The following is a 25,978-nucleotide window of genomic DNA, read 5'->3' on the forward strand; positions in this document are numbered from 1 at the left end:
CACGAGAACGGTAAGGAAATGGTTAGGGCCGGAGCCTAGCGGATCGAGCGCGAGGTTCGAGTCCCGCCTCGGGTCCGGTCAGAGCTTCGTTTGCCGCAGCCGCAGCGCGTTGCCGATGACGGAGACCGACGAGAGGCTCATCGCCAGCGCCGCGATCATCGGCGACAAGAGGAGGCCGATGGCGGGGTAGAGCACGCCCGCCGCCACCGGCACGCCGAGCCCGTTGTAGAGGAAGGCGAAGGCGAGGTTCTGGCGGATGTTGGCCACCGTCGCCTCCGACAGGCGCCGTGCCTTGACGAGGCCGTCGAGGTCGCCCCGCACCAGCGTGACGCCGGCGCTCTCGACGGCGACGTCGGCGCCCGTGCCCATCGCGATGCCGACGTCGGCGGCCGCGAGGGCGGGCGCGTCGTTGACCCCGTCGCCGGCCATCGCCACCACGCGTCCCGCTTCACGCAGCCGCGCCACGTGGTCGTGCTTTTCCTGCGGCAGCACCTCGGCGATCACGTCGTCGATGCCGATCGCGGTGGCGACCGCCTCCGCGGTGCGGCGATTGTCGCCCGTCAGCATCGTCACGCTGAGGCCGGCGGCGTGGAGGGCGGCGATCGCCTCCTTGGCGCCGGCCTTCGCCGTGTCGGCCACGCTGACGATGCCGGCGGGGGTCCCGTCGACGACCACGAACATCACGGTCTCGCCGTTCGCCTGACGCTCGGTGGCGCGCTCGGCGAGGGCGCCCGCGTGACCCCCCTCGGCCTCCACCAGAGCGGCGTTGCCGATCGCCACGCGCCGACCGTCGATGTGGCCGGAGATGCCCTTGCCCGCATGGCTGTCGAACTCGGCGACCGTCGCCGGCTCGATGCCGCGCTCCTTGGCGCCCGCCACGATGGCGCGGGCGAGCGGATGCTCCGACAGCGCCTCGAGGCTCGCGACGAGGCGCAGGAGATCGGGCTCGGCGATCTCCCCGGCGGGCTCCACCGCGACGAGGGTCGGGCGGCCTTCGGTCAGGGTGCCCGTCTTGTCGACGACCAGCGTGTCGACGGCCGACAGGCGCTCCAGCGCCGCAGCGTTCTTGATCAGCACGCCCGCCTGCGCCCCCTTGCCGACGCCGACCATGATCGACATCGGCGTCGCGAGCCCCAGCGCGCAGGGGCATGCGATGATGAGCACCGACACCGCCGCGATCAGCGCGTAGGCGAAGCGCGGCTCGGGACCGAACACCGCCCAGGCGGCGAACGCGGCCACCGCCACGGCGATGACCATCGGCACGAACCAGCCGGCCACGCGGTCGGCGAGCTTCTGGATCGGCGCCTGGCTGCGCTGGGCGTCGGCGACCATCTGCACGATCTTCGACAGCATGGTGTCGGCGCCCACCTTCTCGGCCCGCACCACCAGCACGCCGGCGCCGTTGATCGAGCCGCCGGTGACGGCATCGTCGCCGGCCTTGGCGACCGGGATCGGCTCGCCCGTCAGCATCGATTCGTCGACGTCGCTGCGCCCTTCCGTGACCACGCCGTCGACCGGCACGGCCTCGCCCGGCTTCACCCGCAGAAGGTCGCCCACCTGCACGAGATCGAGCGGAATGTCCCGCTCGCGCTTGCCGTCCACCAGATGGGCGGTCTTGGGGGCGAGGTTGAGAAGGGCACGGATCGCCCCGCCGGTCGCCTCGCGGGCGCGCAGCTCCAGCACCTGACCGAGGAGGACGAGCGTGATGATCACCCCCGCCGCCTCGAAATAGACCGCGACGTCGCCCGACTGGTCACGGAAGGCGGGCGGGAAGAGGCCCGGCGCGAGCGTCGCCACCACCGAATAGGCGAACGCCACCCCCGAGCCGAGCCCGATGAGGGTGAACATGTTCAAGTGGCCGGTGCGCACACTGTCGACGCCACGCACGAAGAACGGCGCGCCGCCCCACACCACGATGGGCGTCGCCAGCACCAGTTCGGCGAGGTTGAGCGCCCAGCCGGGCGCGAGGTCTTCGACCCCCGGCACCAGATGGCGCCCCATGGCGATGATCACCAGCGGCACCGCGAGCACCAGCGAGACGCGGAAGCGGCGCAGCATGTCGACATATTCTTCGGACGGGCCATCGTCGAGCGACACCGTCTTCGGCTCCAGCGCCATGCCGCAGATGGGGCAGGTGCCCGGGCCGATCTGCTCGATCTCCGGATGCATGGGGCAGGTGTAGACGGCATCCTTCGGGCCCTGCGCCGGGCGCGCCTCGGCGAGGAAGATCTCCGGCCGGGCAGCGAACTTGTCGCGGCATCCGGCGGAGCAGAAATGGTAGGTGGTGCCGGCATGCTCGTGCGTGGGCTTGCCGGCGTCGAGCTTCACCGTCATGCCGCACACGGGATCGATGGCGGTGCCCTCCTGCGGGCTCGCCCCGTCTGACGAATGATGATGGTGATGATGGCTTTCCATAGGCGCCTCCCGTCCCCTCGCCGACGCAAAGAGTGTTGGCATCGCGCGCAGCGATTTATACCCTATAGGGGTATTGGGCTGCTGTTTCAACGGCCATCATGACGGCGGAGACCAGCGTGTGAAGCACAACAGACAGAAGGCGCTCGCCCGGCTGAAGCGGATCGAGGGCCAGGTGCGCGGAATTCAGAAGATGCTGGAGGAGGACCGCTACTGCGTCGACGTGCTGACGCAGACGATGGCGGTGCGGTCGGCGCTGAGGGGGGTGGAGCGGATCATTCTGCAGGATCACGCCGACGCGTGCATCGAGCACGCCATCGCCCACCAGGACGCCGAGGACCAGCGGCAGAAATTCCGCGAGCTGATCGACATCCTCAACAAGTTCGGATCGTGAGGATCGGCCCCGCCGGCTGGGCGGGGCCGGGCGGCGGCGGCGCCGAGGGCGAGGCGGACGCCCGGTGGCGGGGCGCCCTCCGCGTCAGACGAAATGCGGGAAGAAGTCTGTCTCCTGCAGCCGCTTCTCGGTGAGGCCCTGCTCCTGGCAGTAGCGGAAGAACGTCTCCATCGAGCGGCGATTCTTCTCGATTCCATAGGGCCAGAAATCGTCGCCGAAGACGGCCTCCGCCTCCTCGACGGCGTGCGGCAGAAACGGCAGCGAGGAGAAGTAGTACATCGTCTCGCGCAGCTCCTCGAGGGCGATGTTCTTGGCCGCGGTGAAGGCGCTCACCACCTTGCCCGGAAGGTCCGGATCCCGCGCCACGTCGGCACAGCGGATCGTCATCATGTGCATGATCGGCAGGATGCCGGTGCGGGCGTAGAAGTCCTTCTCGCGCTCGTGGAAGTCGGGCATCAGACGCACGATCCCCGTCTTCTTGCGGAAGCGCTCGGGCCGCTTGATCGACAGGATCGCATCGATCTCGCCGCGCACCAGGAGCTCGGAGAGCGTATCGGTGCCGTTCGCCACCACCACCGAAGCGCCGGGCATGTGGCCGGCCTTCGGCTGGGACCAGCCCGACAGGCCCTCGTCGACCTTGCCGATCATCCAAGTGACTTCGCTGAGGTCGATGCTGAACTCGTCCTGCAGCATGCCCTTTTGCCAGATGTAGGTGGTGCCCATCAGGTCCGGCACGCCGATCGTCGCGCCGCGCAGGTCGGTCGGCTTGGCGATCCTGCCGCCCTCGCGGACATAGATGGAGCCGTGGCGGAAGCTGCGGGCGATCGGGATCGGCAGGCCCGCATAGTCCCGCTTGCCGCTCTCCAGATAGCTCGCGAGGAAGCCCGGCGAGATCTCCGCCACGCTCAGCTTGCCGCGCACCAGCGACGCGTCGAAGATCTCCAGCGAGTTCATCCGCGGCATCGCGATGTGGTAGCCGGGGATACCGACGCGGCCGTCGGCCATCGCCCGTACCCGGTCGAACCCGATGCAGCCGACCGAGAGTTCCTGTGTGCGCATCGGGGGCTCGGAACGGACGAGCTCCGTCGTCTTGCCGTGCATGTCGGTCACGCTCAACCTGTCTGTTGGGCCAGGAGATGGGTTTCGGCCCAGGGCGAGTCCGCCCGCATGAAGCGGTCGTGCCGGAACGCCGAGAGGTCGAGCGACGGCGCCCCGTCCACGATCCATTCCGCCATCAGCCGCCCCACGGCCGGCCCGAGGCAGAAACCGTGCCCGGAAAAGCCCGCGGCGGTGAAGAAGCCCTCCGGCCCGCCGACCGCCTCGCCCGAGATGTCGATGATCGGCATCTGATCCGGCGTGTTCTCTCGGATCCCGGCCCAACGTCCGACGATCTTGGCGTTGGCGAGCGCGGGGAACATCTCGCCGGCCTTCGCCGGCCGCGGCGTGTCGCTGAGCGGCGTGCCGAAGAAGCTCTTCGAGAAGGTGAACTGGGAGATGTCCTTCGGCTGCGGGGCGCCCTGCGCGAGGAGCACGTTGCCGCCTTCGAGCTGGCGGATCGCCATGTTCTGGGACGCCGCCTGCACGAAGCAGTCGGACAGATGCCCCACCGGCTCGGTGTAGGACATGTTGGTGCGCGCCGGATAGATCGGCAGGTAGACGTCGACGAGCTGGGCCACGAGCGGGGCCCACGGCCCGGCGCAGTTCACGATCACGCCCGTCTCGAAGATCGTCTCGTCGGTCTCGGCGGCGGTGATCTTGTGCGCCTCGGTGTGGATGCGGCGGATCGGCTGGTTCGCGGCGAGCCGCACGCCCGCCTCCTCCGCCGCGGCGGCGAGCGCCACCATGGCGACCGCCGGCTCGGCCGAGCCGTCCGTGGCGCAGAACTTCGCACCCGGGTAGCCGGGCTTCAGCCCCGGCGCCAGCTCGTAGAGCTGGTTCGGGCCGATGATCTCGGTCTCGAGCCCCACGGTCAGCTCCGAGGCGCGCATCTTCTCGAGCCGCTCGAGGTCGCCGTCGTTCTCCGCCACGTACATGTGGCCGGTCTGCCGGTAGCCGGTGCGCCGGCCGAGCTCTCCCTCGAGCCCCTTCCAGATGTCGATCGCCATCTGTGCCAGCGGGATCTCGGGCAGCAGACGCCCTTCGGCCCGCACGCCGCCGCCATTGCGGGCCGAGGCCTCGGTGCCGATCGAACCCTTGTCCAGAACAACGACCTGACGCCCCTTGCGCTGCAGCTCCCAGGCGATCGCCAGCCCGAAGATCCCCGCTCCGACGACGACGACGTCCGCCTTCGCTCGTTCCTTCATGATTCGTGTCCCGCCGTGGTTAGCTTTCTCGTCGCCGTCAGAGTGCGATCGAGGATGCGATCGAGGATCTCGGCCGATGTCGCGAAGTTCACGCGCACGAAGGTCGATCCGGCATCCGGATCGAACGCCGATCCGCCCGAGAAGCCGACCTTGGCCTCCTCCACGAAGAATTGCTGCGCCGGCACGTTGAGGCGCAGGCCGGAGCAGTCGAGCCAGGCCATGTAGGTGGCCTCGGGCGCATAGAGCTTCAGACCCGGCTCGCCGGCGAGCGCCGCGACGACGCGCGCGCGCCGATCCGCGAGCGCCGCCTTCACCGCGAGGAGCCACGGCGTGCCCTCGCGCCAGGCCGCGTTCGCCGCCTCGATGCCGAACACGCCGACCTGGCCGAGGAGCTTGCGCGGAACGCGCGCGAAGAAGCGCTCCTTCAGTGCCATCGTCCCGAAGTGCATCACCGCGGCCCGCAGGCCGGGGATGTTGAAGCTCTTGGTCGGCGAGTTGATCGTGACCGTGCGCGCGGCGATCTCGGGCGAGAGCGAGGCGATCGGAATGTGCTTGAAGGGCTCGTAGGTGAGATCGGAGTGGATCTCGTCCGACACGATGACGAGATCGTGCTCGATCGCCACCTGTGCCATCGCGAGGAGCTCGTCCTTGGTGAAGGCGCGGCCGGTGGGGTTGTGCGGATTGCAGATCGTGAGGATCGACGCCTCGGGCGCCAGCCGGCGCAGCGCGTCGAGATCGGGCACATAGCCGGTGCCGTCGTCGACCATCCGCATGGCCTTCAGAACGCGCCCCGGCGTCTCGACCGCATCGAAGAAGGGCGAATAGGCCGGCACCTGCACGATCACCCCGTCGCCGGGGTCGGAGAAGGCGGTGATCGCGGCGAATTTCGCCTGCACCAGATCCGCCAGCGGCTGAACCTCCTCGGCCGCGATCGTCCAGCCGTAGAGGCGCTGCATCCGGGCGGCGAAGCTCTCCGAGATCGTATATTCGGGGCGCTCGGTGTCGCGCTTGGGATAGCCGTAGTCCTGTTGGCGCAACACCCGTTCCAGCGCCGCCTGGATCGGCGGCGCCACGGCGAAATCCATCTCGGCCACGAAGGCCGGAAGCACGTCGGCCGGATATTGCGACCATTTCACATTGCGGCGGGTGCGAAGCTGGTCTTCCGACAGGTCGAGGTCGAAATCCGTGGTCGCCAAGGCGTGCGCGTCGCGCTCGGATGTCATCGCTGCATTCGTCCTAACGTTCTCATCTCGGTTCAGGCCGCGGCGGCGCGAAGCCAGCTCATGCCCTCGGCCACGGTGTTCATGCCGTCGGCGCGCGAACCGGGCCGACCGTCGCGATAGACCACGAGCGTCGGCACCATTTTGAGGCCGAGCCTCTCCGAAACGGTCGGCTCCTCGTCGACGTCGATGCACAGGACATCGGGGGCGTCCGGGTCGGTCAGTTCGGCCATCAGGCGACGCGAGGTGCCGCACCACTCGGCGACGAATGCCACGAGCACCGGGCCGGACTTGCCCAGAACCTCGGACTCGAACTCACCCATGCCGATCTTCTGCCAGCTCATCTCGCCACTCCTCGCGCTGCGTTCGGACGGCACCGACCGCGCGCGCCCAGTGGTGGCGATATTGGCCCAGTTCCCCCCGCACGAGATGACCGCGGCTTGCCAGAAAATGGCGAGGAGGCGCCATTGAACCCCGGCGCCGCTCACGCCGCGTCGGGATGCACCGCGCGGGTCACGCTGTCGTGGAAATGGCCGGGCTTTCCGGTCCCGGCGGTGTTCGTCATGCTGACCGCACTCGTTCCCGACGCCGGATCGACCCAGTAGGAAAGGCCATAGACACCGGCCCACCGCCAGGCCCCCTCGCCCCGCGCGGTGCCGGCGGCGGCCGGATCGCGCAGCACCGCGACGCCGTGCCCGAACCCCCAGCCCGCCCCCGCCATCGGCACGTCGAGCCCCGCCACCTGATCGGTCACGAGAAGGCGCACCGCCTCGGGCGACAGGATCGGTGCCCCGCCGGTCCGGATCGCCTCGAGCAAGGCGAGGTAGTCGTCGAGGCTGCCGACCATCCCGCTGCCACCCGACGGAAACGCTTGGGAATCGAGGGCACGGCCCGGCGAATAGCGCACGATGCCGCCCGTCGAGGAGGGCAGCTCCTGGGGATCGCTCATGGGCACCACCCCATCGGGGCGGATCGCATAGGCCTTGGTCAATCGTGCCGGGTCCACCGCGGTGAAGGCCGTGTCGACCATCCCGAGCGGGCCCGTCACGCGCGCCGACACCGCCTGCGGCAACGGCTCGCCCGTGACGGCCTCGATCACGGCGCCCAGCACGTCGGTCGACACCGAATAGTTCCATGCCGACCCCGGCGCGCAGATCAGGGGGACCGTCGCGATGCGCCGGCAATTCTCCGCGAGGCTGAGACGGGCGTCGTCGAGACCGTCCGACACGCCGGCCGCGACCATCGGCCCGTCGACGGCGCCGAGGAAGCCGTAGGTGAGCCCACCGCTGTGGGACATCAGCTCGCTCAGCGTGATGTCGGCCGGCGTGCCGTCGGCGAGCCGGGTCTCGAACCACGGCAGATAGGTGCGCACGGGCTCGGCGAGGTCGAGCCGCTTCTCGTCCCACAGGCTGAGCGCCGTCACCGAGGTGACGAGCTTCGTCAGACTCGCGAGACGATAGAGGCTGTCGGCGGTCACCCGCCGGCCGCTCTCGCGATCCGCGAATCCGTCGCACCGCATGTAGATTTTGTCTCCTTCGCGGGAGACAGCGACAGATGCACCCACCACATTGCCATCGACGACGAACCCGTCGAACACTGCGTCGAGACGGGCGACGACCTGCGAGTCAGAACTTCCCATGGTGCTGTCCTCTCTCTCTCAACACTTGCCGGCTCGCCGCACCGCCGCCGTCGCGGCCACCGGCACATGACCGGAGGCGGTCGCATCCGCCTGCCCGATCCGAGCGCCATCGAAGGCGATCGCATTACGCTGATGATGACGTTCGTGACGGCGGCGGAGCATCTGAGCTTCGCGGAGGCGGCCACCCATCTGAACGTGATGCCGTCGACGATCAGCCGGCAGATTTCCCGCCTCGAAGACCGTCTCGGCGTACGTCTCTTCACCCGCACCACGCGGCGCGTGGCGCTGACGGAGGCGGGCGAGGCCTACTATCGCGAGGCGCTGGCCGTCCTCGCCCGCATCGCGGAAGTCGACGACATCATCTCCAACTTCCACAGCGAGCCGCGGGGGACGCTGCGCATCAGCGCGCCCGTCGCCTTGGGGCGGCTCTACGTGAACGCCATCGTCCTCGACTTCATCACCCTCTACCGCGATCTGCAGGTGGAGGTGGACTACAGCGACACCTTCGTCGACATCGTCCGCGACGGCTACGACGTGGTGATCCGCACGGGCGAGCTCGCCGATTCCGGCCTCATCGCCCGCCGCATCGCCACCAATCGCCGGATCCTCGTCGCCGCGCCGAAATACATCGCCAAGCACGGGGTGCCGGCGACGCCGCAGGACCTCGTGAACCACAATTGCGTGCGCTTCACCTACTACAGCGCCGCCGGCCGCCAGTGGCAGTTCACCCGCGGCGAAGAGGAGGTGACCGTCACCATCTCCGGCAACTTCGTGTCGAACAATTCCGACACGGTCGCCCATGCGGTTCAGCACGGCGTGGGCATCGGCCTCCTCGCCGGCTACCTCGCCGTCGAGGGCATCCGCAACGGCGACCTCGTCCAGCTGCTGCCGGAATGGACCAACCTGCCCGAGGCGGGCGTCTATTTCCTCTATGCCAACGGGCGTCATCTTCCGCCCAAGGTCCGTGCCTTCATCAGCTTCGTCGAAGGCCGCCTGCGCGGGGCGGAGTGGAACACCGACCGCGTCCGGCGCAAGCTCCTGCCCGCGCCGAAAGCCCCGTAGGCCCCGATCCGCTCAGGCAAACGACATCCGGGCCCCGTGCATCAGCGCCGCATCGAGCGACCCGATCCCGCCGGTCAGCTGCACCGAATAGAGCCCCTCCCCGCGGGCTTCGAGATGGGTGCGCATCTCCGACGGCCCCGCCGCGACCTCGTGCACCACGAGGAACCGATCACCGAAGCCGAAGCGGAGCGAACGCGCTGCCCCATCCGGGCTCGCGACGGGGGCACCTGCCCCCAAGAGTGCCCCGAGCCCCGGCTCCAGCGCCTGAAGATCGCCCGTCACCAAGGCGACGCTTCCGATCCCCGTCGCACCGTTGCCGTGGGTGGTGACGGCGTTCGGAACCCGCAACTCGCGCGGGGTCCCGTCGGAAACGACGAACGGCATGCAGTGGCTGCCGACGCCCCAGCCGGTGAGGAGAAGGTTCACCACCCAGGGGCGCCCGTCTTCCAGCGTCTTCGAATAGCTCGTCGGATCCTTGAACGGCACGCCGGCCACCGAGAGCTTCGCCGCCTCTTCGGCGAGGTCCTCGCAGACCAGCGAATAATCGGCCCACCCGTCGCCATATTCGAGGAGCGGAAAGAAGCGGTGCGCCTTCTTGTAGTCCGGCTCCACCAGCATCAGGAGTTCCAGATAGGAGCCGTCGTCGAACACGATCAGCCGGTTTTCCGAGGGGCCTTTGCCCTTGTCCTGGCGCTGGATCACCTCGAAGCCGAGGGCAGAATAGTCCGCGATGGCCTTGTCGAGATCGGCGGTCAGCAGGATCAGGTGGTCGAATCCGGTTATCATCGGTTGTTCGCTTTCCGCTCAGAGGGTTTCGACGGCCGCCACGAACTCGTCCCGCCGCTCGGGGGACAAGATCTTCGCGAAGGCCGTCTGCCGGTCGGCGAGTTCGGGAAAGAGGCGCATCAGCACCTCGCGCCGCTTCACCGCCCGCTCGATGGCCGGATAGGCCGACAGCTTCTCGACGAAGGCGTTCACCGCCTCGTCGTCGAACACCGTCTCCCAGGCTTCACGCTCCTCGCCCCAGGCGAATTCGGCCGGGGCGGATCTCGACACACCGCGCAGGCGCGCCGTCGCCGCCGCGTCGACGGCGCTGTCCTCGGTCAGGCTCACGCCGTAGTCCGCTTCGGCCGACGCACGGCTCACGAGGCCCCGCACGACGTCGCGGCGCACGGCCTCGACATCGCGCTCGAACGGGTCGCCGAAGCCGCCGCCGCCCGGGGTGACGATGGTGAGCGTGTCGCCCTTGTTGAGGGACACGACGTCGATCTTGCCGAACTCCTGCTCGCCCTGGGTGCCGAGATTGAGGATCGTCCGCGCCCGATGCCCCGGCAGACCGCCGCGCGCGCCCCAGGGGCGGAAGCGCATCCGCTCCATGCCGCGGCCCAGCACCGTGCACCCGTCGCGCAGCACCTCGAAGGTGAAGGAGATGCCGCAACCGCCGCGCCATTTCCCCGCCCCGCCCGAATCGGGAACGAGGGTGAAATCGCGGACGACGACCGAAGCGCTGTCCTCGACGGTCTCGAGTGGATTGTTGAGCATGTTGGCGAGACTGCCGCCGCGCCCGTCCACGCCGTCGAGCTCGTTCGCCGCGCCGAGCCCGCCCATCATCAGCTCCAGCACCATGACGTTGCCTTCGCGCTCCGCACTCGCCGGCTCGGCGAAGACGACGGGGATGATCACCCCCGCCGAGCACGCCGGCATGACGTCCGGCATCGCCTTGAGAAGCGCCCCGTTAATGACGTCACGCGCCCGCAATCCCGCGGCATGGCGCACGCCCGTCGCCGCCGGCCAGACCGGGTTCAGCACCGTGCCTTCGGGGATCTTCACCTTCACGTCGCGCAGGATGCCGTGATTCTTCGGGATCGCCGGGTCGAGGGTGGTGACGAGCATCATCAGCCCCGCCGTCAGGAAGGCGTGGCGCTTGCCGGCCGTCGGCACGTTGAAGGCGGCGCCGGACTGGGGGTCGGTACCGGTGTAGTCGAGCGTCAGCAGCCCGTCCTCGACCTCGATGGCGAGCCGCATGCGGACCGGCAGGGTGGTGACGAGATCGTCGTCGAGATAGTCCCAGAACTCGTAGCGGCCGTCGGGAATGCGCCGCATGATCTCCCGCGTCCTGTCGGCGGAATAGTCGATGAAATCCTCCTGGCACTGGAGGAAGGCGTCGAGCCCGTGCTGGGCGATCACCTCGCCCACCCGCTGTTCGGCGAAGCGATGGGCGGTGAGCATCGCCTTCAGATCACCGAGATTGGGATCGGGGGAACGGGTGTTCGACGTCATGAAGGCGAGGACGTTGGGATCGAACTCACCCCGCCGCATCAGCTTCATCGGCGGGATCAGCACGCCCTCCTGGAAGATCTCCGTGGAGGTGGGCGAGATCGAGCCGGGCACCTTTCCGCCCATGTCGGAGATGTGCAGGAACGACCAGCCGTAGCAGACGAGCCGGCCCTCGTAGAAATAGGGCACCACGAGGTTGATGTCGGGGGTGTGGGTCGACAGCCCCTGCGACGCATAGGGGTGGTTGGTGACGATCACGTCGCCCGGCTCCAGATCGGGCACGGCACGGATCGTCGGACCGCAGTCGAGATCGACGAAGTTCGAGACGCCGATCGCCGAGGGATAGGCGAAGAAATGGCCCTCGTGGTTCGCGAGCGCCGTGCCGAAATCCGACATCTCGCGGATGAACAGCGAGTGGGCGAGCCGCTTGATGGTGAACCCCGCTTCCTCGGTGATCGAGGTCAGCTTGTTGTTGAGGATCTCCAGCATCATGGGACTGGTCTTCATCGTCTCAGCTCCGCGTGACCGTGATGATGCCGGAGGAATCCATCGTCCCCTTCCAGCCCGAGAGGATCCACGTCGTCGTGTCCTCCTGCGTGACGAGGGCGGGGCCGTGAACCACGTCGCCGGCGAAGAGATCGCCGCGCGCGACGACCGCCGCCTCGATCCAGGCGCCGCGCGAGAAGACGCGGCGCGTTTCGGTGGGCGGCTTCCCCGCCCCGCGCGGAGCCACCACCGGCAGCACGATCTCCGGCATCTTGCCGACCACCTGGGAGCGCAAGGAGATCACGTCGATCTCGCTCTCGAGCTCCTGGAAGCCGTAAATCGCCATGTGCTTGGCGTGATAGCTCTCGCGGATCGTCTCCATCCCGCCGGGCTCGATGGCCGCCCCCTCGAGCTCGACGGTGAGTTCGTGCCCCTCGCCGGCGTAGCGCAGATCCGCGGTCCAGCTCGTGACGATCTCGCCGGCGATGTCGCTCTCCTGTTCGAGCCACTCCGCCGCCTGCACGCGCAGGCTCTCGGCAAGGTCGGGGATCAGCCGGGCGACTTCACCGTCCGCCCCGTCGACGCGACGGCGGATGGTGCGCACATAGTCGCGCTTGAAGTCGGTCATCAGCGCGCCGAACGCGCAGAGTGTGCCGGGCGACGGCGGCACGAGAACCGCGCTCAGCCCGATCTCCTCGGCGAGAAAGTTCGCGTGGGTCGGCCCCGCCCCGCCATAGGCGATCAGGGTGAACTCGCGCGGGTTGAGGCCACGCTTGGCGCAGGTCTTCAACAGCTCCGTCGCCATCTTCGCCGTCGCGATCTGCAGCGCCGCCTCGGCGAGGAGGCACGCCCGGTCGGGCCCCGTGAGGCCGATCTTCTCGGCGAGGGCGTCGAGCGCCTTCTGAGCCGATTCGCGGTCGAGCTTCATCCGCCCGCCGAGAAAGCCGTCCTCCGCCAGCATGCCGGTGACGAGATAGCAGTCGGTCACGGTGGGCTCGGTGCCGCCGCGGCGATAGCAGATGGGCCCCGGCTGAGCGCCGGCGCTCACCGGCCCCACCTTCAGCACCCCCTGCCCGTCGACCCAGATGATCGACCCGCCACCGGCGCCGATGGCCGACACGTTCACGACCGGGAGCATCAGGGGGAAATCGCCGACGGTGGTGTAGGTGGCGAGCTCGGGCTTGCCTCCCACCGAGACGGCCATGTCGGAGCTGGTGCCGCCCATGTCGAAGGTGATGATGTTCTTGGTCTCGGCGAGCTCGGCGAGGCGGGCCGAGGACACCACCCCCGCCGAGGGTCCGGAGAGAACCGTTTCGATCGGCCTCGCCCGCACCGTGTCGAGCCCGAGCGTTCCGCCGTTGTTGGTGGTGAGGAGCAGCTGAGCGGTGATGCCGTTCCCCGCGAGGCGCTCCTCGAGGCGGTCGAAATAGGCGCCCATCAGCGGGTTGATATAGGCGTTGAGGCTCGCGACGAGCGCCCGCTCGAATTCGCGGATCTCGGGCCAGATCGCCGCCGACGCGGTGACGAGGACACCCGGAAGCCGCTCGCGGATCGTCTGCGCCACCTCCGCCTCGAGCTCGGGATGGAGGTAGGAGTTGAGGAAGGTGACGGCGACCGCGGAGACGCCGGAGGCCTTCAGCGCGGCGACGAGGCGATCATAGTCCTCCGGTGCCGGGCGCTCCTCTATGGTGCCGTCGTAGAGCGTGCGCGCCGGAAGCTCGAAGACGAGCTCGCGCGGCACCAGCGAATCCTCCTTCGTCGAACGCAGGTCGAACGCGTCCGGCACCTTGCCTCTGCCGATCTCGAAGATGTCGCGATTGCCCTTCGACACGACGAGCGCGAGCGGCGCGCCCCGGCGCTGGATGATCGCGTTGAGGCCGATGGTCGTACCGTGCACGATCAGATCGACGTCCGCCGGCTGAAGTCCCGCCCGGTCGAGAAGCCCGAGAATGCCCTTCTCCACCGCTTCCGACGGGTCGGACGGCGTCGACGGCTCCTTGAAGAAGACCAGCCGTCCCGTCTGCGAATCGGACAGAACGAGATCGGTGAAGGTCCCGCCGACGTCCACGCCGATCCGAAAGCGCAGCTTCGTTTTGGTCATCGCATCCATTTCTCGGCACCAAGTCACGTTGCGGCGTTCGGCTCGGCAGACTCCGGCCGCCGCCGGGGGCTCGCCGCGCCGATGCGCCCGATGTGTCGCCCATCATCGTTGATCGGAGGGGGCTCCCCGCGTCCGGCGCCGAGGGGACGCCCGGAACGGCGATGTCTCGATCGAAAGCAGGAGGACTGCAACACTTGCCGTTCTCGGGAGGACCGCCCCTGTTCACCCTGCGACGGAGGGCCCCGCAGGCACGCCTTAACCTAATGGGAGGGCGCCCCGCACCGATCACCCCGAGAGGTCAGCTTATGATGCGCGCAAGACAACTTCGGTCGGACGCAGCACCCCAGCGGGACGGCTCGGACCGCCCGCGGCGCGGCGCGCGCCACCGGCGCGATTGGGCACATATACCCAAAGCCTATGAAGTAAAATGGGAAATGGCTCCCGCAACAGGCGCGCGATCATCGCACCCGGCGCACTAATCGCGGAAGTAGCGGGCGGGGGTCGTCCCGACGGTGCGCTTGAAGGCGACGATGAAGGCGTTGGGGCTCTCGTAGCCGACGTCGTAGGCCGCGTTGACGACGGAGCTGCCGTCGGCGAGCAGCTCGATGGAGCGCAGGATGCGCGCCTGCTGCCGCCAGTTGGAGAATGTGAGGCCGGTTTCCGAAACGAACAGTCGGGCGAGGGTCCGCGTGGAGGCACCCGCACAACGCGCCCAGTCCTGCAGCGAGCGGTCCTCGGCCGGCTCCTGCGCCAGCGACAGCGTCACTTTGCGAAGCCGCGGATCGGAGCCCATCTGGAGATTGAGCGAGGAGGTCGCCTCCGGCGCAAGATTGTCGAGCAGCACGGAGAACAGGCGGCTCGTGCGGGCGGTCGGCTCGAAGTCGATGTCGAGGTGGGTCGCGGAGATGATCAGCTCGCGCAGGAGCGGCGGCACCGTGATCGTGCCGGGAGTCTCCGGTAACGGCTCGGCGACCGTGTGCTCGTCGAACCAGATCGCGTGCAGCTCCATCGGGCGGCTGAAGATGATCTGGTGCTCGACATCGCCTGGAATATAGATCGCACGGTTGGTCGAGCTCACCCGATACCCGTCGTCGGTGCGGATCGAGACGTGGCCCTTCGAGGCGTAGAACAGCTGGCCGAACGGGTGGGAGTGCGAGGGGGAGGAGTAGGCCTCGATCAGGTGCCGGTGGCCGAAGATCGAATGACCTACGTTCTGCGGCTCCAGATAGAACATGTGCGACAAATCCCGGGACCTTGATCTATCGCATATTGAGAGCCGCAAACTGCACAGTAAAGCAGCATGCCAGAACAACATTCATTCCGCTGGTGCACGAATGGCCGAGCCCAGCGCGCCGCCTCCACGCCGGGAGGCGAGGCGGCGCGGGCTGGCGAGATGAGCGGCTGACGCCGCGGCGGCCTAGATCCCGCCGTCCACGGCGAGCATCTGCCCGGTGATGCCGTTGGCGAGATCGGCGGCGAGAAACACCGCCGTATTGGCGACGTCCTCGGCGGTGGCGAGGCGCCCCAGCGCGGTGCGGCCGGCGAAGGTTCGCAGCGCGGCCTCCACCTCCACTTCGCTGCCGAGACGGCGCCGCATCCGCGCGAGCAGCGCCGGCGTCGCGATCGGCCCGGGAGCGATGGCGTTCACGCGGATCCCGCGGGGGCCGAGATCACGGGCCGCCGCGCGGGTGAGGCCCAACACGGCGTGCTTCGTCGCCGTATAGACGCCCTGCCCCGCCTCGGCCCGCCACGCGTTGAGCGAGGCCATGACGACCACCACCCCGCCATCGGGCAGAAGCGGCGCACCGGCGCGGATCGTCGCCATGGCGCCGCGCACGTTGACGGCGAACGCCACCTCCCAGTCGGCATCGCAGATGGTGCCGATGTCGGCCCACGGCGGGGCGAAGGCGGCGTTGGGGATGAGGACGTCGAGCCCGCCCAGCCGTCGCGCGGCCTCTCCGATGGTCCGGGTCACGCCGGCGCTGTCGGTGACGTCAGCCGCCAACCCGATCCAGCCGTCGGGCACCTCGGGCGTGGTGAGATCGAGCCCGACGCCGATGGCCCCTTCGCGGGCGAATGCGGCCATCAGCGCCGCGCCGATGCCACCGGCCGCTCCCGTCACCAGCACGCGACGACCGCTGGAAAGTCCCATGGTCAGTAGAGCCCCGTTCGTCCGCCGTCGATGAACAGCGTCGCACCCGTCACGTAGGCGGCGTTGTCGCTCGCCAGAAAGAGAACCGCTCCGGCGACGTCGCCGGGCTCGCCGAGCCGACCGAGGGGCGTGCGATCGAGCGCCCTCGCGCGGCGCACCGGGTCTTCGAAGCGCTCCCGCACCATCTCGGTGACCACCGTGCCGGGCGCGACCGCGTTGACGCGGATGCCGTGGGGCCCGAGTGCGAGAGCCATCGCCCGCGTCATCGACTGCACCCCGCCCTTCGCGGTGGCATAGAGTACGGTGTCGGGGGTGGTGTAGGAGACGCCCACCGAGGCGGCGTTCACGATGGCCCCGCCATGGCCCGATGCCCGCACGATCCGCCCGAACGCCTGGCTGCACAGAAAGACCGATTTCAGGTTGACCGACATCGTCCGATCGAAGAGGGCCTCGTCGGCCTCGAGGAAGTCGGCGGCGGCGAAAACCGAGGCGTTGTTGTAGAGAACGTCGAGCCGGCCGGTGCGGGCCTCGATCTCGGCCATCGCCTCGCGCACCTCGTCCGCCTTCGAAACGTCGCAGCCGAGCGCGGCGACCGACAGCCCCTCCCTCGCCAGCCCCTCGACGGCCCGCCCCGCGGTGGCGGCGTCGATGTCGAGGATCGTCACCGCGGCACCCGCGAAGGCGAAGCGCCGGGCACACTCATGGCCGATACCGGAGGCACCGCCGGTGACCACCACGCTGCGGCCGGTGAAGTCGGGGTCGCGCACCGGCACGCCCGGCACGGGGCTCACCCGCCTGCCCTCACGAAACAGGCCACCCGGTGGCCGGGCTCGGTTTCGACGAGCGTCGGCCGTTCGGCGCGGCAACGCTCGGTCGCGAGCGGGCACCGCGTGACGAAGCCGCAGCCCTTCGGCGCGCTCAACGGGCTCGGCAGCTCGCCCGTCAGCTTGATCCGGTCCCGCATCCGCGCCCGCGTCGGGTCCGACTGCGGCACCGCCGACATCAGCGCGCTCGAATAGGGGTGGGTCGGGTTGGCGAACACCATAGCGCTCGGCCCCTCCTCCACGATCCGGCCGAGATACATCACCGCCACGCGGTCCGCGACGTAGCGCACCACCGACATGTCGTGGCTGATGAAGAGATAGGAGAGGCCGAACCGGGCCTGGAGATCGAGGAGCAGGTTGATCACCTGGGAGCGGATCGAGACGTCGAGCGCCGACACCGGCTCGTCGCAGATGATGAGCCGGGGCCGGAGGGCAAGCGCCCGGGCGATCACGATCCGCTGGCGCTGCCCGCCCGAGACCTCGCTCGGATAGCGCCCATAGGCGCCCTCCCCGAGCCCGACGAGCTCCAATAGCTCGAGCGCCCGCGCCCGCCGCTCCGCCGCCGGCACGCCCCGGGCACGCAGGGGCTCTTCGATGCTGGTGCCGATCTTCATCCGCGGGTTCAGCGCCGAGGTCGGATCCTGGAAGATCACCTGCATGTGCGACATCGGATCGTCGTCGGTGCCGCCGTCGAAGGCGATGTGCCCGCCCGTTGGATGCAGCAGGCCGAGGATCGCGTTGCCGGTCGTCGACTTGCCGCAGCCCGATTCGCCCACCAGCGCCAGCGTCTCGCCCCGTCCGATGGTGAGCGACACCCCGTCGACGGCGCGCACCTTGGCCTTCACGCGGTTGAAGAACCCGCCTCGCACCGGAAAATGGACTTCGAGATTCTCCACCTCCAACAGGGGTGCCTCACGCTCCACGGCCGATGTCTCCCATCTCACCGCGCCCATCATTGAGCCAGCACGCCCAGCGATGACCGCTCGACCGGTCGTCGCCCGTTTCCGGCGGCCGCTCCTTGTGGCAGCGCTCCATCACCTTCGGGCAGCGGGAGGCGAAGCGGCATCCCTCCCCCCAATGGCGCGCATCCGGCACCGCACCGGAGATGGTGGACAGGCGCCCCTTGGGCGTGCCGTTCTCGAGTGCCCGCATCGTCTCGAGGAGAAGGCGCGTATAAGGATGGCGCGGCGATAGGAACACCTCGGTCACGAGCCCCGTCTCCACGACGCGCCCGGCATACATCACGGCGACCCGATCAGCGGTCTCGGCGACGACGCCCATGTCGTGGGTCACCAGAACGATGGCGCTGCCGACCTCCTCGCGCAGCCGCTTCAGGAGGTCGAGGATCTGCGCCTGGATCGTCACGTCGAGGGCCGTCGTGGGCTCGTCGGCGAGGAGAAGGTCGGGATGGCAGATGATCGCCATGGCGATCACGATGCGCTGGCACATGCCGCCCGACAGCTCGAACGGATATTGCCGATAGCGGCGCGCCGGATCGGGAATGCCCACCTGATCCATGATCTCGAGCGCCCGCTGGCGGGCCCAGCGCTTCAGCTCGCGCCGGCCGCGGCCGCGGCCCGCCGCGCTGCGGTGGACGAGCAGCGCTTCGGCGATCTGCGGCCCCACCTGCATCAGCGGATTGAGCGAGCCCATCGGATCCTGAAAGATCATCGCGATGCGGTTGCCGTTGAGCGCCTCGGGACCGCTCGGCGGAAATTCATAGACGCTGCGCCCGCGGAAGGTGACCGATCCGCCGGCGACCTCGGCCCCGGTCGCGAGGAGGTTCATCACCGCGAGCGAAGTCACCGACTTGCCGCAGCCCGATTCCCCCACGAGCGCCAGGATCTCGTGCGGGCGCACCGCGAGCGACACCCCGTCGACCACGCGCTTGCCGCGGATCGCGACGCAGAGCTCGCGCACGTCGAGGATGAAGCCGCTGTCGTCCGTCGCCGGCTCCAGCACGGCGTCGTGGGGATCGATGGTCGTCGTCATCCTCAGCGCCCCTTGGGGTCGAGCCGGTCGCGCAGCTCGTCCCCCATCACGTTGACGACCGCGATGAGGGCGAACAGCACGAGCCCCGGAATGGTCGCGATCCACCACGCACTGGCGGCATAGACACGGCCGCCGGACAGCATGTTGCCGAGGCTCGGGGTCGGCGGCTGCACGCCGAGACCGAGGAAGGAGAGGCTCGCCTCCCACAAGATCATCAGACCGAACTCGAGAGTGGCGACCACCGCGAGCGGCCCGATGATGTTCGGCAGGACGTGGCGGGTGAGGATGTAGACGGTCGACGAGCCCATGTGCTTCGAGAGGCGCACGAAGGGTTGCGAAGAGAGCTGCAGCGTCTGCGCGTAGGCGACGCGCGCATAGCGCGGCCAGCGCGTGATGGTGAGCACCAGGATGACGTTGATCATGCCCGGCCCGAGCGCCGCCACGACGATCAGCGCGATGAGGATGCCCGGCACCGACAAGATGATGTCGGTGAGGCGCATCAGCACCGCCTCGGCGATGCCGCCGCGATAGGCCGCGAACATCCCGACGGAGACCCCGATGAGCGCCGAGGCGATGACCGAGGAGAAGGCGACGGCGAGGGAAATGCGTGCGCCGTAGAGCACCCGGCTCAAGACGTCGCGCCCGAGCTCGTCGGAGCCGAGCAGGAAGAAGGTGCCCCGCGCCGTGGTCCCCGGCGGCTTGAGCCGACCGAGGAGGTTCTGGCGGAACGGATCCTCCGGCGCGATCAAGGGGGCGAACACCGCCGCGAGGATGAAGAGCGCGAAGAGGATCAGGAGGAACACGAGCTTGCGGTTGCCCGGTGCCCAGATCCATCGGAGGCGGGCGAAGCGGGGCGCGCTCTCGGCGTCGGTCAGGGCCATGGTCAGCCTCCCCTCCCGACGCGGATGCGCGGATCGACGGCGCCATAGAGCACGTCGGCGAGGAAGTTCAGGCTGATCGCGGTGACGGCACCCAACAGCACCACGCCCTGGACGACCGGAAAGTCACGCGCTCCGATCGACTGCACCGCGAGCTGGCCGAGCCCCGGCCAGGCGAACACGGTCTCGACCACGGCCGCCCCGGCGAGAAGGTTCGCCAACTCGAGGGCGAGCATGGTGATGAGCGGGATCAGCGAGTTGCGCATCAGGTGGCGCGCGATCATCGCGTTCTTCGGCACCCCCTTGGCACGAGCGGTGCGGATATAGTCCTTGGAGAGCTCGTCGATCATCGCCGTGCGCATGACGCGGGCGAAGGTCGCCATCGAAAAGAGCCCGAGCGCCACCATCGGCAGGATCACGCTGTTCGGTGTCCGCGCGCCCGACGAGGGCAGCCAGCCGAGACCGACGGCGAAGATCAGGATGAACATGATGCCGCTCCAGAAGGTCGGCAGGCTCTGCCCGGCGAGCACGATGGTCGAGGGGATCGCCATCAGCTTGTGCCGGCGCCACACCGCCATGATCACCCCGAGCGGCACGCCGAGCACCAGGGCGAACACCAGCGAGGAGACCGCGAGCCAAAGGGTGTAGGGCAGCCGGCTCCAGATCAGGTCCGAGACGGGGATGCTCTGCGCCAGCGAGCGGCCGAGATCGAGCCGGACGACGCCCCACAGGAAGTCGAGATATTGCACGATCAGAGGCCGATCGAGCCCGAGGGAATGGCGGATCCGCTCGAGGTCCTCCGCCGTGGTGTTGACCGGCGCGAGGAGCGCCACGGGATCGCCGGTGAGGCGCTGCAGGAAGAACACGAACGTCAGAACGCCGAAGACGGCGATGAAGGCCTGGAACAGCCTCTTCAGAATGAACGCGCCCATGCTTCCTGCCTCCTCATGTACACTGGCGGCACGCCGCTGGAGCATCCTGCGTCCGGAAGAGCGCACACACGATGCTCTCACGCTTTGGGAGCGAGCAGCTTTCTCCCACCCTGCTCATACCGGCAGGGTGGGGGCTGTTCTGACGCGCTATCGCTGCCGTCGGCTCACTCCGACCAGGCCATCCGGTTGATGAACATGGTCTCATTGGGCGTCGGGGTGAACGAGAGCTTTTCGTTCATCGCGTAGATCTGGCTGACCTGATACATCGGGATGATCGGCAGCGTCTCGGCCACCCAGTCGGCCATCGCCTCGTAGGCCTCCATCCGCTCGCCCTCGTCGAGGGTCGTGCGGCCCTTGACGAGAAGTGCCTCGGTCTCGTCCGTCGCGCCGGTCGCCTTGGCGAAGTTCGCGCCCTTGCCGAACACCAGTGTGAAGAGTCCGTCGGCATCCCCGCACGAGCAGGACATGTTGATGAAGTAGCCGTCCGGGTGCTGGGCCGGATCGCCGGTCACTTGCTGATACCAGGTGCCGCCTTCCTTCACCTCGAGGGTCGCGTCGAAGCCGACGTCGATGAGCATCTGCTGCACCGCTTCGGCGACCGACTGGGAATAGGGTGGGCGGTTGACGAGCGTCATCGGGATCGGCCCGTCGGGGCTGACTTCCTTGACGAGTTCGCGGGCGTGGTCCGGATCATAGGCCGGGAAGGCCGGCGGGTTCGGGTCGGAGCCGAAGCTCGACGGGGCGATGAGCTGCTCGGATTCGACGCCCCCGATGCCGAGGAGGAGGCCCTGCACCAGGCCCTCGCGATCGATGGCCGAAGCGATCGCCTCACGCACGCGGATGTCGTCGAAGGGCTTCGCTTCGAGGTTCAGCTTCAGATAGGCCATCCGCTCCGTCGCCACCGTCTCGACCTTGAGGCCGGGCTCGGCCTGGATCTGCACGGCAAGGTCGGGCGTCAGCGTGACGATGAGATCGGCCGCGCCGGTCTGCAGGTCCGCAACGCGCGTCGCCGCATCCGGCACGATGCGGAACTCGGCCTTCGGAAATTCGGGCTTTTCGCCCCAATAGCCGTCATAGGCGGCCATATCGACGCTCACGCCGCGGTTCCAGGCGACGAACTTGTAGGGGCCGCTGCCCACCGGGCTGAGGTTGAACGCCTCGTCGCCGACCTTCTCGACCACCGCCTTCGGCACCACCGGCAGCTTGGTCATCATGCCGAGCGTCAGGGGATAGACGGTCTTCGTCGTCACCTTGACGGTGTTGGGGCCCGTCGCCTCGGCGCCCGCGATGGCGGCGAAGGTCGAGATCCAGTCCGAGCCATAGGCGGGGTCGATGATCCGCTGGATCGAGAACGCGACATCCTCGGCCGTCAACGGCGAGCCGTCGTGGAAGGTCACGTCGTCGCGAATCGTGAATTCGATTTCCGTGTCCGACAGCTGCGACCACTTGGTCGCGATGTTCGGGATGATCTTGCCGGCGTTGTCACGCGTCAGCAAGTTGTCGAACATGTTGCCGTAGGTATAGAGGGCGCTGTTGTTCGCATGCAGATGCGGGTCGAGCGACTGCGGCTCGTCCACGAGATCGATGACGATGGTCTCCTTGGCAAGCGCGGCGTGCCCGGAGAGCCCGGCAAAGGCGATCACCGAAGACAACAGTGCAGCGCGTAACCATCGGCCGCGTGGAATGACCGGATTAGCTATCATGGGCAGGTCTCGCTTGTTCCTGTCCCCGCGTCATCGCGGGATGCTCTGGTTGCTGCCGCGCCGCCAACACGTGGACCGACCTTGTTACGCGCGGGCAGACCAATCGTAGCGGTCCGCCCTGCAGCGTCATGATCGCGAGCGGTCAAATAATAATGGCGAATTGCCAGGGGCGGTCGACGCGACGCCGTCGCGCGGCAGGATCTGAGGCGGGTCGTAGACGGTGAGCGCCGGCGCCGTCCCCTCGAGCGGGGTGACCTCGACGAGACGGCTCTGCGCCGCGCACCCCTGCCCGATCCCGGAGGTGCCGACGTCCGGCGTCAGCACGTTGGGGTTGGCGTTCCGGTCGTTGCCGGAGGTGTCGGGATCATAGAAGGCGCCCGTGGCGAGGAGCGCGACGCCGGGGCGGACCCCCGCGTCGACGTCGGCCGAAGCGAGACAGCTCCCCCGGTCGTTGTGGACGCGCACGATCGTGCCCACCTCGATCGCCCGCGCCGCGGCATCGTCCGGATGAAGCCACAGGATCTCGCGGCCATCGCCGCGCTTCGCCCCGCCGTCCTCCTCGAGCGAGCCCCGCCGCACCGCGGGACGGGCGGCGTGCAGCCGGGAATGGACCATCTCCGGCCAAGAGCGGATGAGCTCGGTCGGCGCTGGGTCCCCGGCAAAGGGCCTCACGTCGACGAGACGTCCCTCTTCGATCACCATCCCTCTCGATCAGCCTGCGAAACGCGTCCCAATGGGATGCGGAGGGAACTTCCTTCATATCACTCTCGCGCCGGCGGCTCCTTCCGCGACGGCGAGAAGAATAGCTCGGCAAGGTTGCGTCCGAATGTGGGGCCGGGGTGGAGGGGCCACCTCGGTCGCAGCCGCCCCGCAGCCACCCCGCATCCACGATGTCGTGCCCGGCGATCCGCCGCCCTACCGCGCGTCGGCGGCGTCGCGCGGTCAATTCGCCGGCTCCGGAATGACGCGGCGGCGTCATAGATTGACCGGTGTACGACATCCTTCGTCCGGCTTCGCGCCGAAGATGGCCGGGCGGCCGTCGGTCGGGCCGAGCGAGCCGACCCACACCGGCGGCCGCCCCCAACGCCTGCTGCCCCAAACGCCTGCCGGCGGCGGCGCCTTCGATCCAAGAGCCCCTCGGAGCCATCATGAGCCGTGACCGGACCCCTCCTCTCGTCAGCGCCGACTGGCTGCGCACGCGTGTCGACGACCCCGACACCGTGATCCTCGACGGCACGACCTTCACCCCCGGCACCGGCCTCAGCGCGCCGGAGAACTACGAAGCGCAGCGCCTGCCGGGGGCGATCTTCTTCGACATCAACGCCGTGGCGCGGCGCGTCCCCGGACCGCCGCACCGCATGCTGCCGACGCCGGCGGAGTTCGCGGAAGACCTCTCCCGCCTCGGGCTCGAGCACGGCCGGCATTACATCGTCTACGACAGCCACGGCCTCTACAGCGCGGCGCGCGTCTGGTGGATGTTCCGGATGCACGGCTACGAGCGGATTTCGGTTCTGGACGGCGGCCTGCCCGCATGGCGCGACGCGGGCGGCGAGATCGTCTCCGGTCCCGGCCGCGTGCGACCCCGCACCGCATGGCCGGTCGGTCGGCTCGGCCCCTGGGTGCGCGACTGGCGCGAGATCCGCGACAATCTCGCGACGGGCGCCGAGATCGTCGTCGACGTCCGCCCCTACGAGCAGTTCAACGGCGATACCTCCCACTCCTATCCCGGGGTGCGACCCGGCCACATCCCCGGTGCCGTCCACCTCTCGCAGCGCGACCTCAGAACGGCGCGGGGCGACTTCCTGCCCAAGGAGAGGATCGTCGCGCTGCTGGCGCAGAAGGGGCTGTCCGCCGACAGCCCGATCGTCGCGAGCTGCGGCTCGGGCGTCACGGCCTGCATCCTGTCGCTGGCGATGGACGTGCTGCGCGGCGAGCCCTGCCCCGTCTACGACGGGTCCTGGGAGGAATGGGGCGGGCGCGCGGACCTGCCGAACGAGCTCGATTTCTGAGCGCGGCCGGGCCCGCGAGACCTCGGGGCGGGCGCGTACGGCACGAACGCCCCGTCGCTCTTCGGGACCGAGGGCGAGCGAATGTCCAAACCATCGGGAATTGTCGGGGTCTTGCGCCGACTCCCCAGGCCAGGCTGGAGGAGTGGTGCCGCATGCCGGACTCGAACCAGCGACCCCATCATTACGAATGACGTGCTCTACCAACTGAGCTAATGCGGCGTAGCCTTGCGGCGAACCCTCCTATCGCTGCACGCCGGGCTTGTCCAGTGCGAGCCTGCCTCCCGCTGTCTCCGACGTGGCATGCTGCCGCACTTCATCCCTGTGTACAGATGTGTGCGCGTCAAATAAAGGGGCGCGCTCGATCGGTCCGCCGACTGCCTCGACGGGGCCGTCGGCGAGTTCGTATACGGATTGAGCAGCGTTCGCGCCCGATGATGCCGCCGAATGACTTGAGAGTCACGCCGTCGTTAGGCATTCGATGGCACAAAACCGTGATCACAGCTATCAATTCAACCACTTCGGCGAGACTGTCTTCCCTGCGGCAAGCTTTTGTGCAAAGGCTGAACGTCAGAAGAATACGAGAGGGAGTGTCCCAGTGAAGGCTCTGATTTGCGCAACTGCGCTCGCCCTGGCCGCCGCCACCCCGGCGCTTGCCGATTGTGACGACGGCGAGGTCGTCATCAAATTCAGCCACGTCGTCGCCGAAAAAGGCCACCCGAAGGGCGAGATGGCCGCCGCCCTCGCCGAGCGCATCAACGACGAGATGGACGGCAAGGCCTGCATGCAGGTGTTCCCCAACTCGCAGCTCTACGACGACGACAAGGTGATGGAGGCCCTGCTCCTCGGCGACGTGCAGATCGCCGCCCCGTCGCTGTCGAAGTTCGGCGCCTACACCCGCAAGCTCGGGCTATTCGACCTGCCCTTCCTTTTCCAGGATCTCGCGGCAGTCGATCGCTTCACCGAGAGCGATGCCGGCAAGAGCCTGCTCACCTCGATGCAGGACGTGGGCTACATAGGCCTCGGCTACATCAACAACGGCCTGAAGCAGTTCTCGGCCGACAAGCCGCTGCTCACCCCCTCGGACGCGAAGGGGTTGAAGTTCCGCGTCCAGACGTCGGACATCGCCCAGGCGATGATCGAGGCGCTCGGCGCCAACGCCCAGAAGCTCGCCTTCAACGAGGTGTACGGCGCGCTGCAGCAGGGCGTGGTGGACGGCCAGGAGAACACTTACACCAACATCTACACGCAAAAGTTCTTCGAAGTTCAGGACGGGATCACCGAGACCAACCACCAGATCCTGACCTACTTTGCCGTAACCACCGACGAGTTCCTCGACAGCCTCGACGACGAGACGCGAGAGCAGTTCCTGTCGATCTTCAAGGCGGTGTCGGACGAATACAACGCCAAGTCCGCCCAGCTGAACGAAGAGGCCAAGCAGGCGATCATCGACGCCGGCGGTACCATCCGCACCCTCACGCCCGAGCAGCGTCAGCAGTGGGTGGACGCGATGAAGCCGGTGTGGGCCGAGTTCGAGGACGAGATCGGCAAGGACCTCATCGACGCGGCCGTCGCCGCCAACAACGGCGGCGCCTGA

22 protein-coding genes, 1 tRNA gene and 1 pseudogene are annotated in these 25,978 nt (G+C 68.4%); 4 read left to right on the forward strand and 20 right to left on the reverse strand.

Annotated features, from left to right (window positions below):
* Positions 1-78 precede the first annotated feature (78 nt).
* Complete coding sequence (locus JCR33_RS13865; protein ID WP_198882695.1) at positions 79-2,415, reverse strand: heavy metal translocating P-type ATPase; 2,337 nt, start codon at positions 2,413-2,415, stop codon at positions 79-81.
* A 118-nt stretch (positions 2,416-2,533) separates the two neighbouring features.
* On the opposite strand from JCR33_RS13865, the gene JCR33_RS13870 reads away from it, so the two are divergent.
* The gene (locus JCR33_RS13870; protein WP_198882696.1) at positions 2,534-2,806 is read left to right on the forward strand and encodes a metal-sensitive transcriptional regulator; all 273 of its coding nucleotides are present in this window, start codon (positions 2,534-2,536) and stop codon (positions 2,804-2,806) included.
* Between the two features lie 84 nt (positions 2,807-2,890).
* On the opposite strand, the gene JCR33_RS13875 is transcribed toward JCR33_RS13870, so the two are convergent.
* From JCR33_RS13875 to JCR33_RS13895, 5 genes are read right to left on the reverse strand one after another with little or no spacing between them, the layout of a single operon-like run.
* Complete coding sequence (locus tag JCR33_RS13875) at positions 2,891-3,865, reverse strand: substrate-binding domain-containing protein (RefSeq protein ID WP_198882697.1); 975 nt, start codon at positions 3,863-3,865, stop codon at positions 2,891-2,893.
* A gap of 53 nt (positions 3,866-3,918) precedes the next feature.
* A complete protein-coding gene (locus JCR33_RS13880; RefSeq protein ID WP_198882698.1) occupies positions 3,919-5,109 on the reverse strand; it encodes an NAD(P)/FAD-dependent oxidoreductase in 1,191 nt (396 codons plus the stop codon).
* A complete protein-coding gene (locus tag JCR33_RS13885) occupies positions 5,106-6,332 on the reverse strand; it encodes a MalY/PatB family protein (RefSeq protein ID WP_198882699.1) in 1,227 nt (408 codons plus the stop codon). The genes JCR33_RS13880 and JCR33_RS13885 overlap by 4 nt, the downstream gene beginning before the upstream one ends.
* Before the next feature lie 32 nt (positions 6,333-6,364).
* Positions 6,365-6,817, reverse strand: coding sequence for a thioredoxin family protein (locus tag JCR33_RS25520; RefSeq protein ID WP_198882700.1), 453 nt, complete (start codon positions 6,815-6,817; stop codon positions 6,365-6,367).
* Positions 6,814-7,968, reverse strand: coding sequence for a serine hydrolase domain-containing protein (locus JCR33_RS13895; protein ID WP_198882701.1), 1,155 nt, complete (start codon positions 7,966-7,968; stop codon positions 6,814-6,816). The genes JCR33_RS25520 and JCR33_RS13895 overlap by 4 nt, the downstream gene beginning before the upstream one ends.
* A 66-nt stretch (positions 7,969-8,034) precedes the next feature.
* On the opposite strand from JCR33_RS13895, the gene JCR33_RS13900 reads away from it, so the two are divergent.
* Positions 8,035-9,030, forward strand: coding sequence for a LysR family transcriptional regulator (locus JCR33_RS13900; protein WP_198882702.1), 996 nt, complete (start codon positions 8,035-8,037; stop codon positions 9,028-9,030).
* Positions 9,031-9,042: 12 nt separating this feature from the next.
* Here JCR33_RS13900 and JCR33_RS13905 read toward each other — a convergent pair whose 3' ends face one another.
* From JCR33_RS13905 to JCR33_RS25640, 13 genes and pseudogenes are all read right to left on the reverse strand, one after another.
* On the reverse strand, positions 9,043-9,816 hold the full coding sequence (locus tag JCR33_RS13905) for a VOC family protein (RefSeq protein ID WP_198882703.1): 774 nt from the start codon (positions 9,814-9,816) through the stop codon (positions 9,043-9,045).
* Between the two features lie 18 nt (positions 9,817-9,834).
* The gene (locus JCR33_RS13910) at positions 9,835-11,814 is read right to left on the reverse strand and encodes a hydantoinase B/oxoprolinase family protein (protein ID WP_198882704.1); all 1,980 of its coding nucleotides are present in this window, start codon (positions 11,812-11,814) and stop codon (positions 9,835-9,837) included.
* A gap of 4 nt (positions 11,815-11,818) precedes the next feature.
* The gene (locus JCR33_RS13915; RefSeq protein ID WP_198882705.1) at positions 11,819-13,894 is read right to left on the reverse strand and encodes a hydantoinase/oxoprolinase family protein; all 2,076 of its coding nucleotides are present in this window, start codon (positions 13,892-13,894) and stop codon (positions 11,819-11,821) included.
* A 475-nt stretch (positions 13,895-14,369) separates the two neighbouring features.
* Positions 14,370-15,128, reverse strand: coding sequence for a helix-turn-helix domain-containing protein (locus tag JCR33_RS13920; protein ID WP_198882706.1), 759 nt, complete (start codon positions 15,126-15,128; stop codon positions 14,370-14,372).
* 183 nt (positions 15,129-15,311) lie between these two features.
* Positions 15,312-16,046: an SDR family oxidoreductase gene (locus JCR33_RS13925; RefSeq protein ID WP_198882707.1), complete on the reverse strand. Its 735-nt coding sequence runs from the start codon at positions 16,044-16,046 to the stop codon at positions 15,312-15,314.
* A gap of 2 nt (positions 16,047-16,048) precedes the next feature.
* The gene (locus tag JCR33_RS13930; protein ID WP_198882708.1) at positions 16,049-16,837 is read right to left on the reverse strand and encodes an SDR family NAD(P)-dependent oxidoreductase; all 789 of its coding nucleotides are present in this window, start codon (positions 16,835-16,837) and stop codon (positions 16,049-16,051) included.
* A complete protein-coding gene (locus JCR33_RS13935; protein ID WP_332461190.1) occupies positions 16,834-17,814 on the reverse strand; it encodes an ABC transporter ATP-binding protein in 981 nt (326 codons plus the stop codon). The genes JCR33_RS13930 and JCR33_RS13935 overlap by 4 nt, the downstream gene beginning before the upstream one ends.
* Entirely contained in the window at positions 17,783-18,862 is a 1,080-nt protein-coding gene (locus JCR33_RS13940; protein WP_198882710.1) for an ABC transporter ATP-binding protein, read from the reverse strand. Before JCR33_RS13940 ends, JCR33_RS13935 begins: the two co-directional genes overlap by 32 nt.
* A 2-nt stretch (positions 18,863-18,864) precedes the next feature.
* The gene (locus tag JCR33_RS13945) at positions 18,865-19,743 is read right to left on the reverse strand and encodes an ABC transporter permease (protein ID WP_198882711.1); all 879 of its coding nucleotides are present in this window, start codon (positions 19,741-19,743) and stop codon (positions 18,865-18,867) included.
* Between the two features lie 2 nt (positions 19,744-19,745).
* Positions 19,746-20,672, reverse strand: a complete 927-nt coding sequence (locus JCR33_RS13950) for an ABC transporter permease (RefSeq protein WP_198882712.1) — start codon at positions 20,670-20,672, stop codon at positions 19,746-19,748.
* 164 nt (positions 20,673-20,836) lie between these two features.
* Positions 20,837-22,315, reverse strand: a complete 1,479-nt coding sequence (locus tag JCR33_RS13955; protein WP_332461198.1) for an ABC transporter substrate-binding protein — start codon at positions 22,313-22,315, stop codon at positions 20,837-20,839.
* Positions 22,316-22,501: 186 nt separating this feature from the next.
* The gene (locus tag JCR33_RS13960; protein ID WP_211110323.1) at positions 22,502-22,990 is read right to left on the reverse strand and encodes a molybdopterin dinucleotide binding domain-containing protein; all 489 of its coding nucleotides are present in this window, start codon (positions 22,988-22,990) and stop codon (positions 22,502-22,504) included.
* Positions 22,991-22,993: 3 nt separating this feature from the next.
* Positions 22,994-23,077, reverse strand: a pseudogene (locus JCR33_RS25640) (hypothetical protein); the annotation flags it as partial.
* Between the two features lie 446 nt (positions 23,078-23,523).
* On the opposite strand from JCR33_RS25640, the gene JCR33_RS13965 reads away from it, so the two are divergent.
* Positions 23,524-24,384 (forward strand): sulfurtransferase, encoded by an 861-nt coding sequence (locus tag JCR33_RS13965; protein WP_198882715.1) that lies wholly within the window; start codon positions 23,524-23,526, stop codon positions 24,382-24,384.
* A 143-nt stretch (positions 24,385-24,527) separates the two neighbouring features.
* Here the strand turns inward: JCR33_RS13965 and JCR33_RS13970 are convergent.
* Positions 24,528-24,603: transfer RNA gene (locus JCR33_RS13970), tRNA-Thr, on the reverse strand.
* Positions 24,604-24,979: 376 nt separating this feature from the next.
* On the opposite strand from JCR33_RS13970, the gene JCR33_RS13975 reads away from it, so the two are divergent.
* Positions 24,980-25,978, forward strand: coding sequence for a DctP family TRAP transporter solute-binding subunit (locus JCR33_RS13975; protein ID WP_332461191.1), 999 nt, complete (start codon positions 24,980-24,982; stop codon positions 25,976-25,978).

Source organism: Acuticoccus mangrovi (assembly GCF_016411865.1).
Taxonomy (GTDB): domain Bacteria; phylum Pseudomonadota; class Alphaproteobacteria; order Rhizobiales; family Amorphaceae; genus Acuticoccus; species Acuticoccus mangrovi.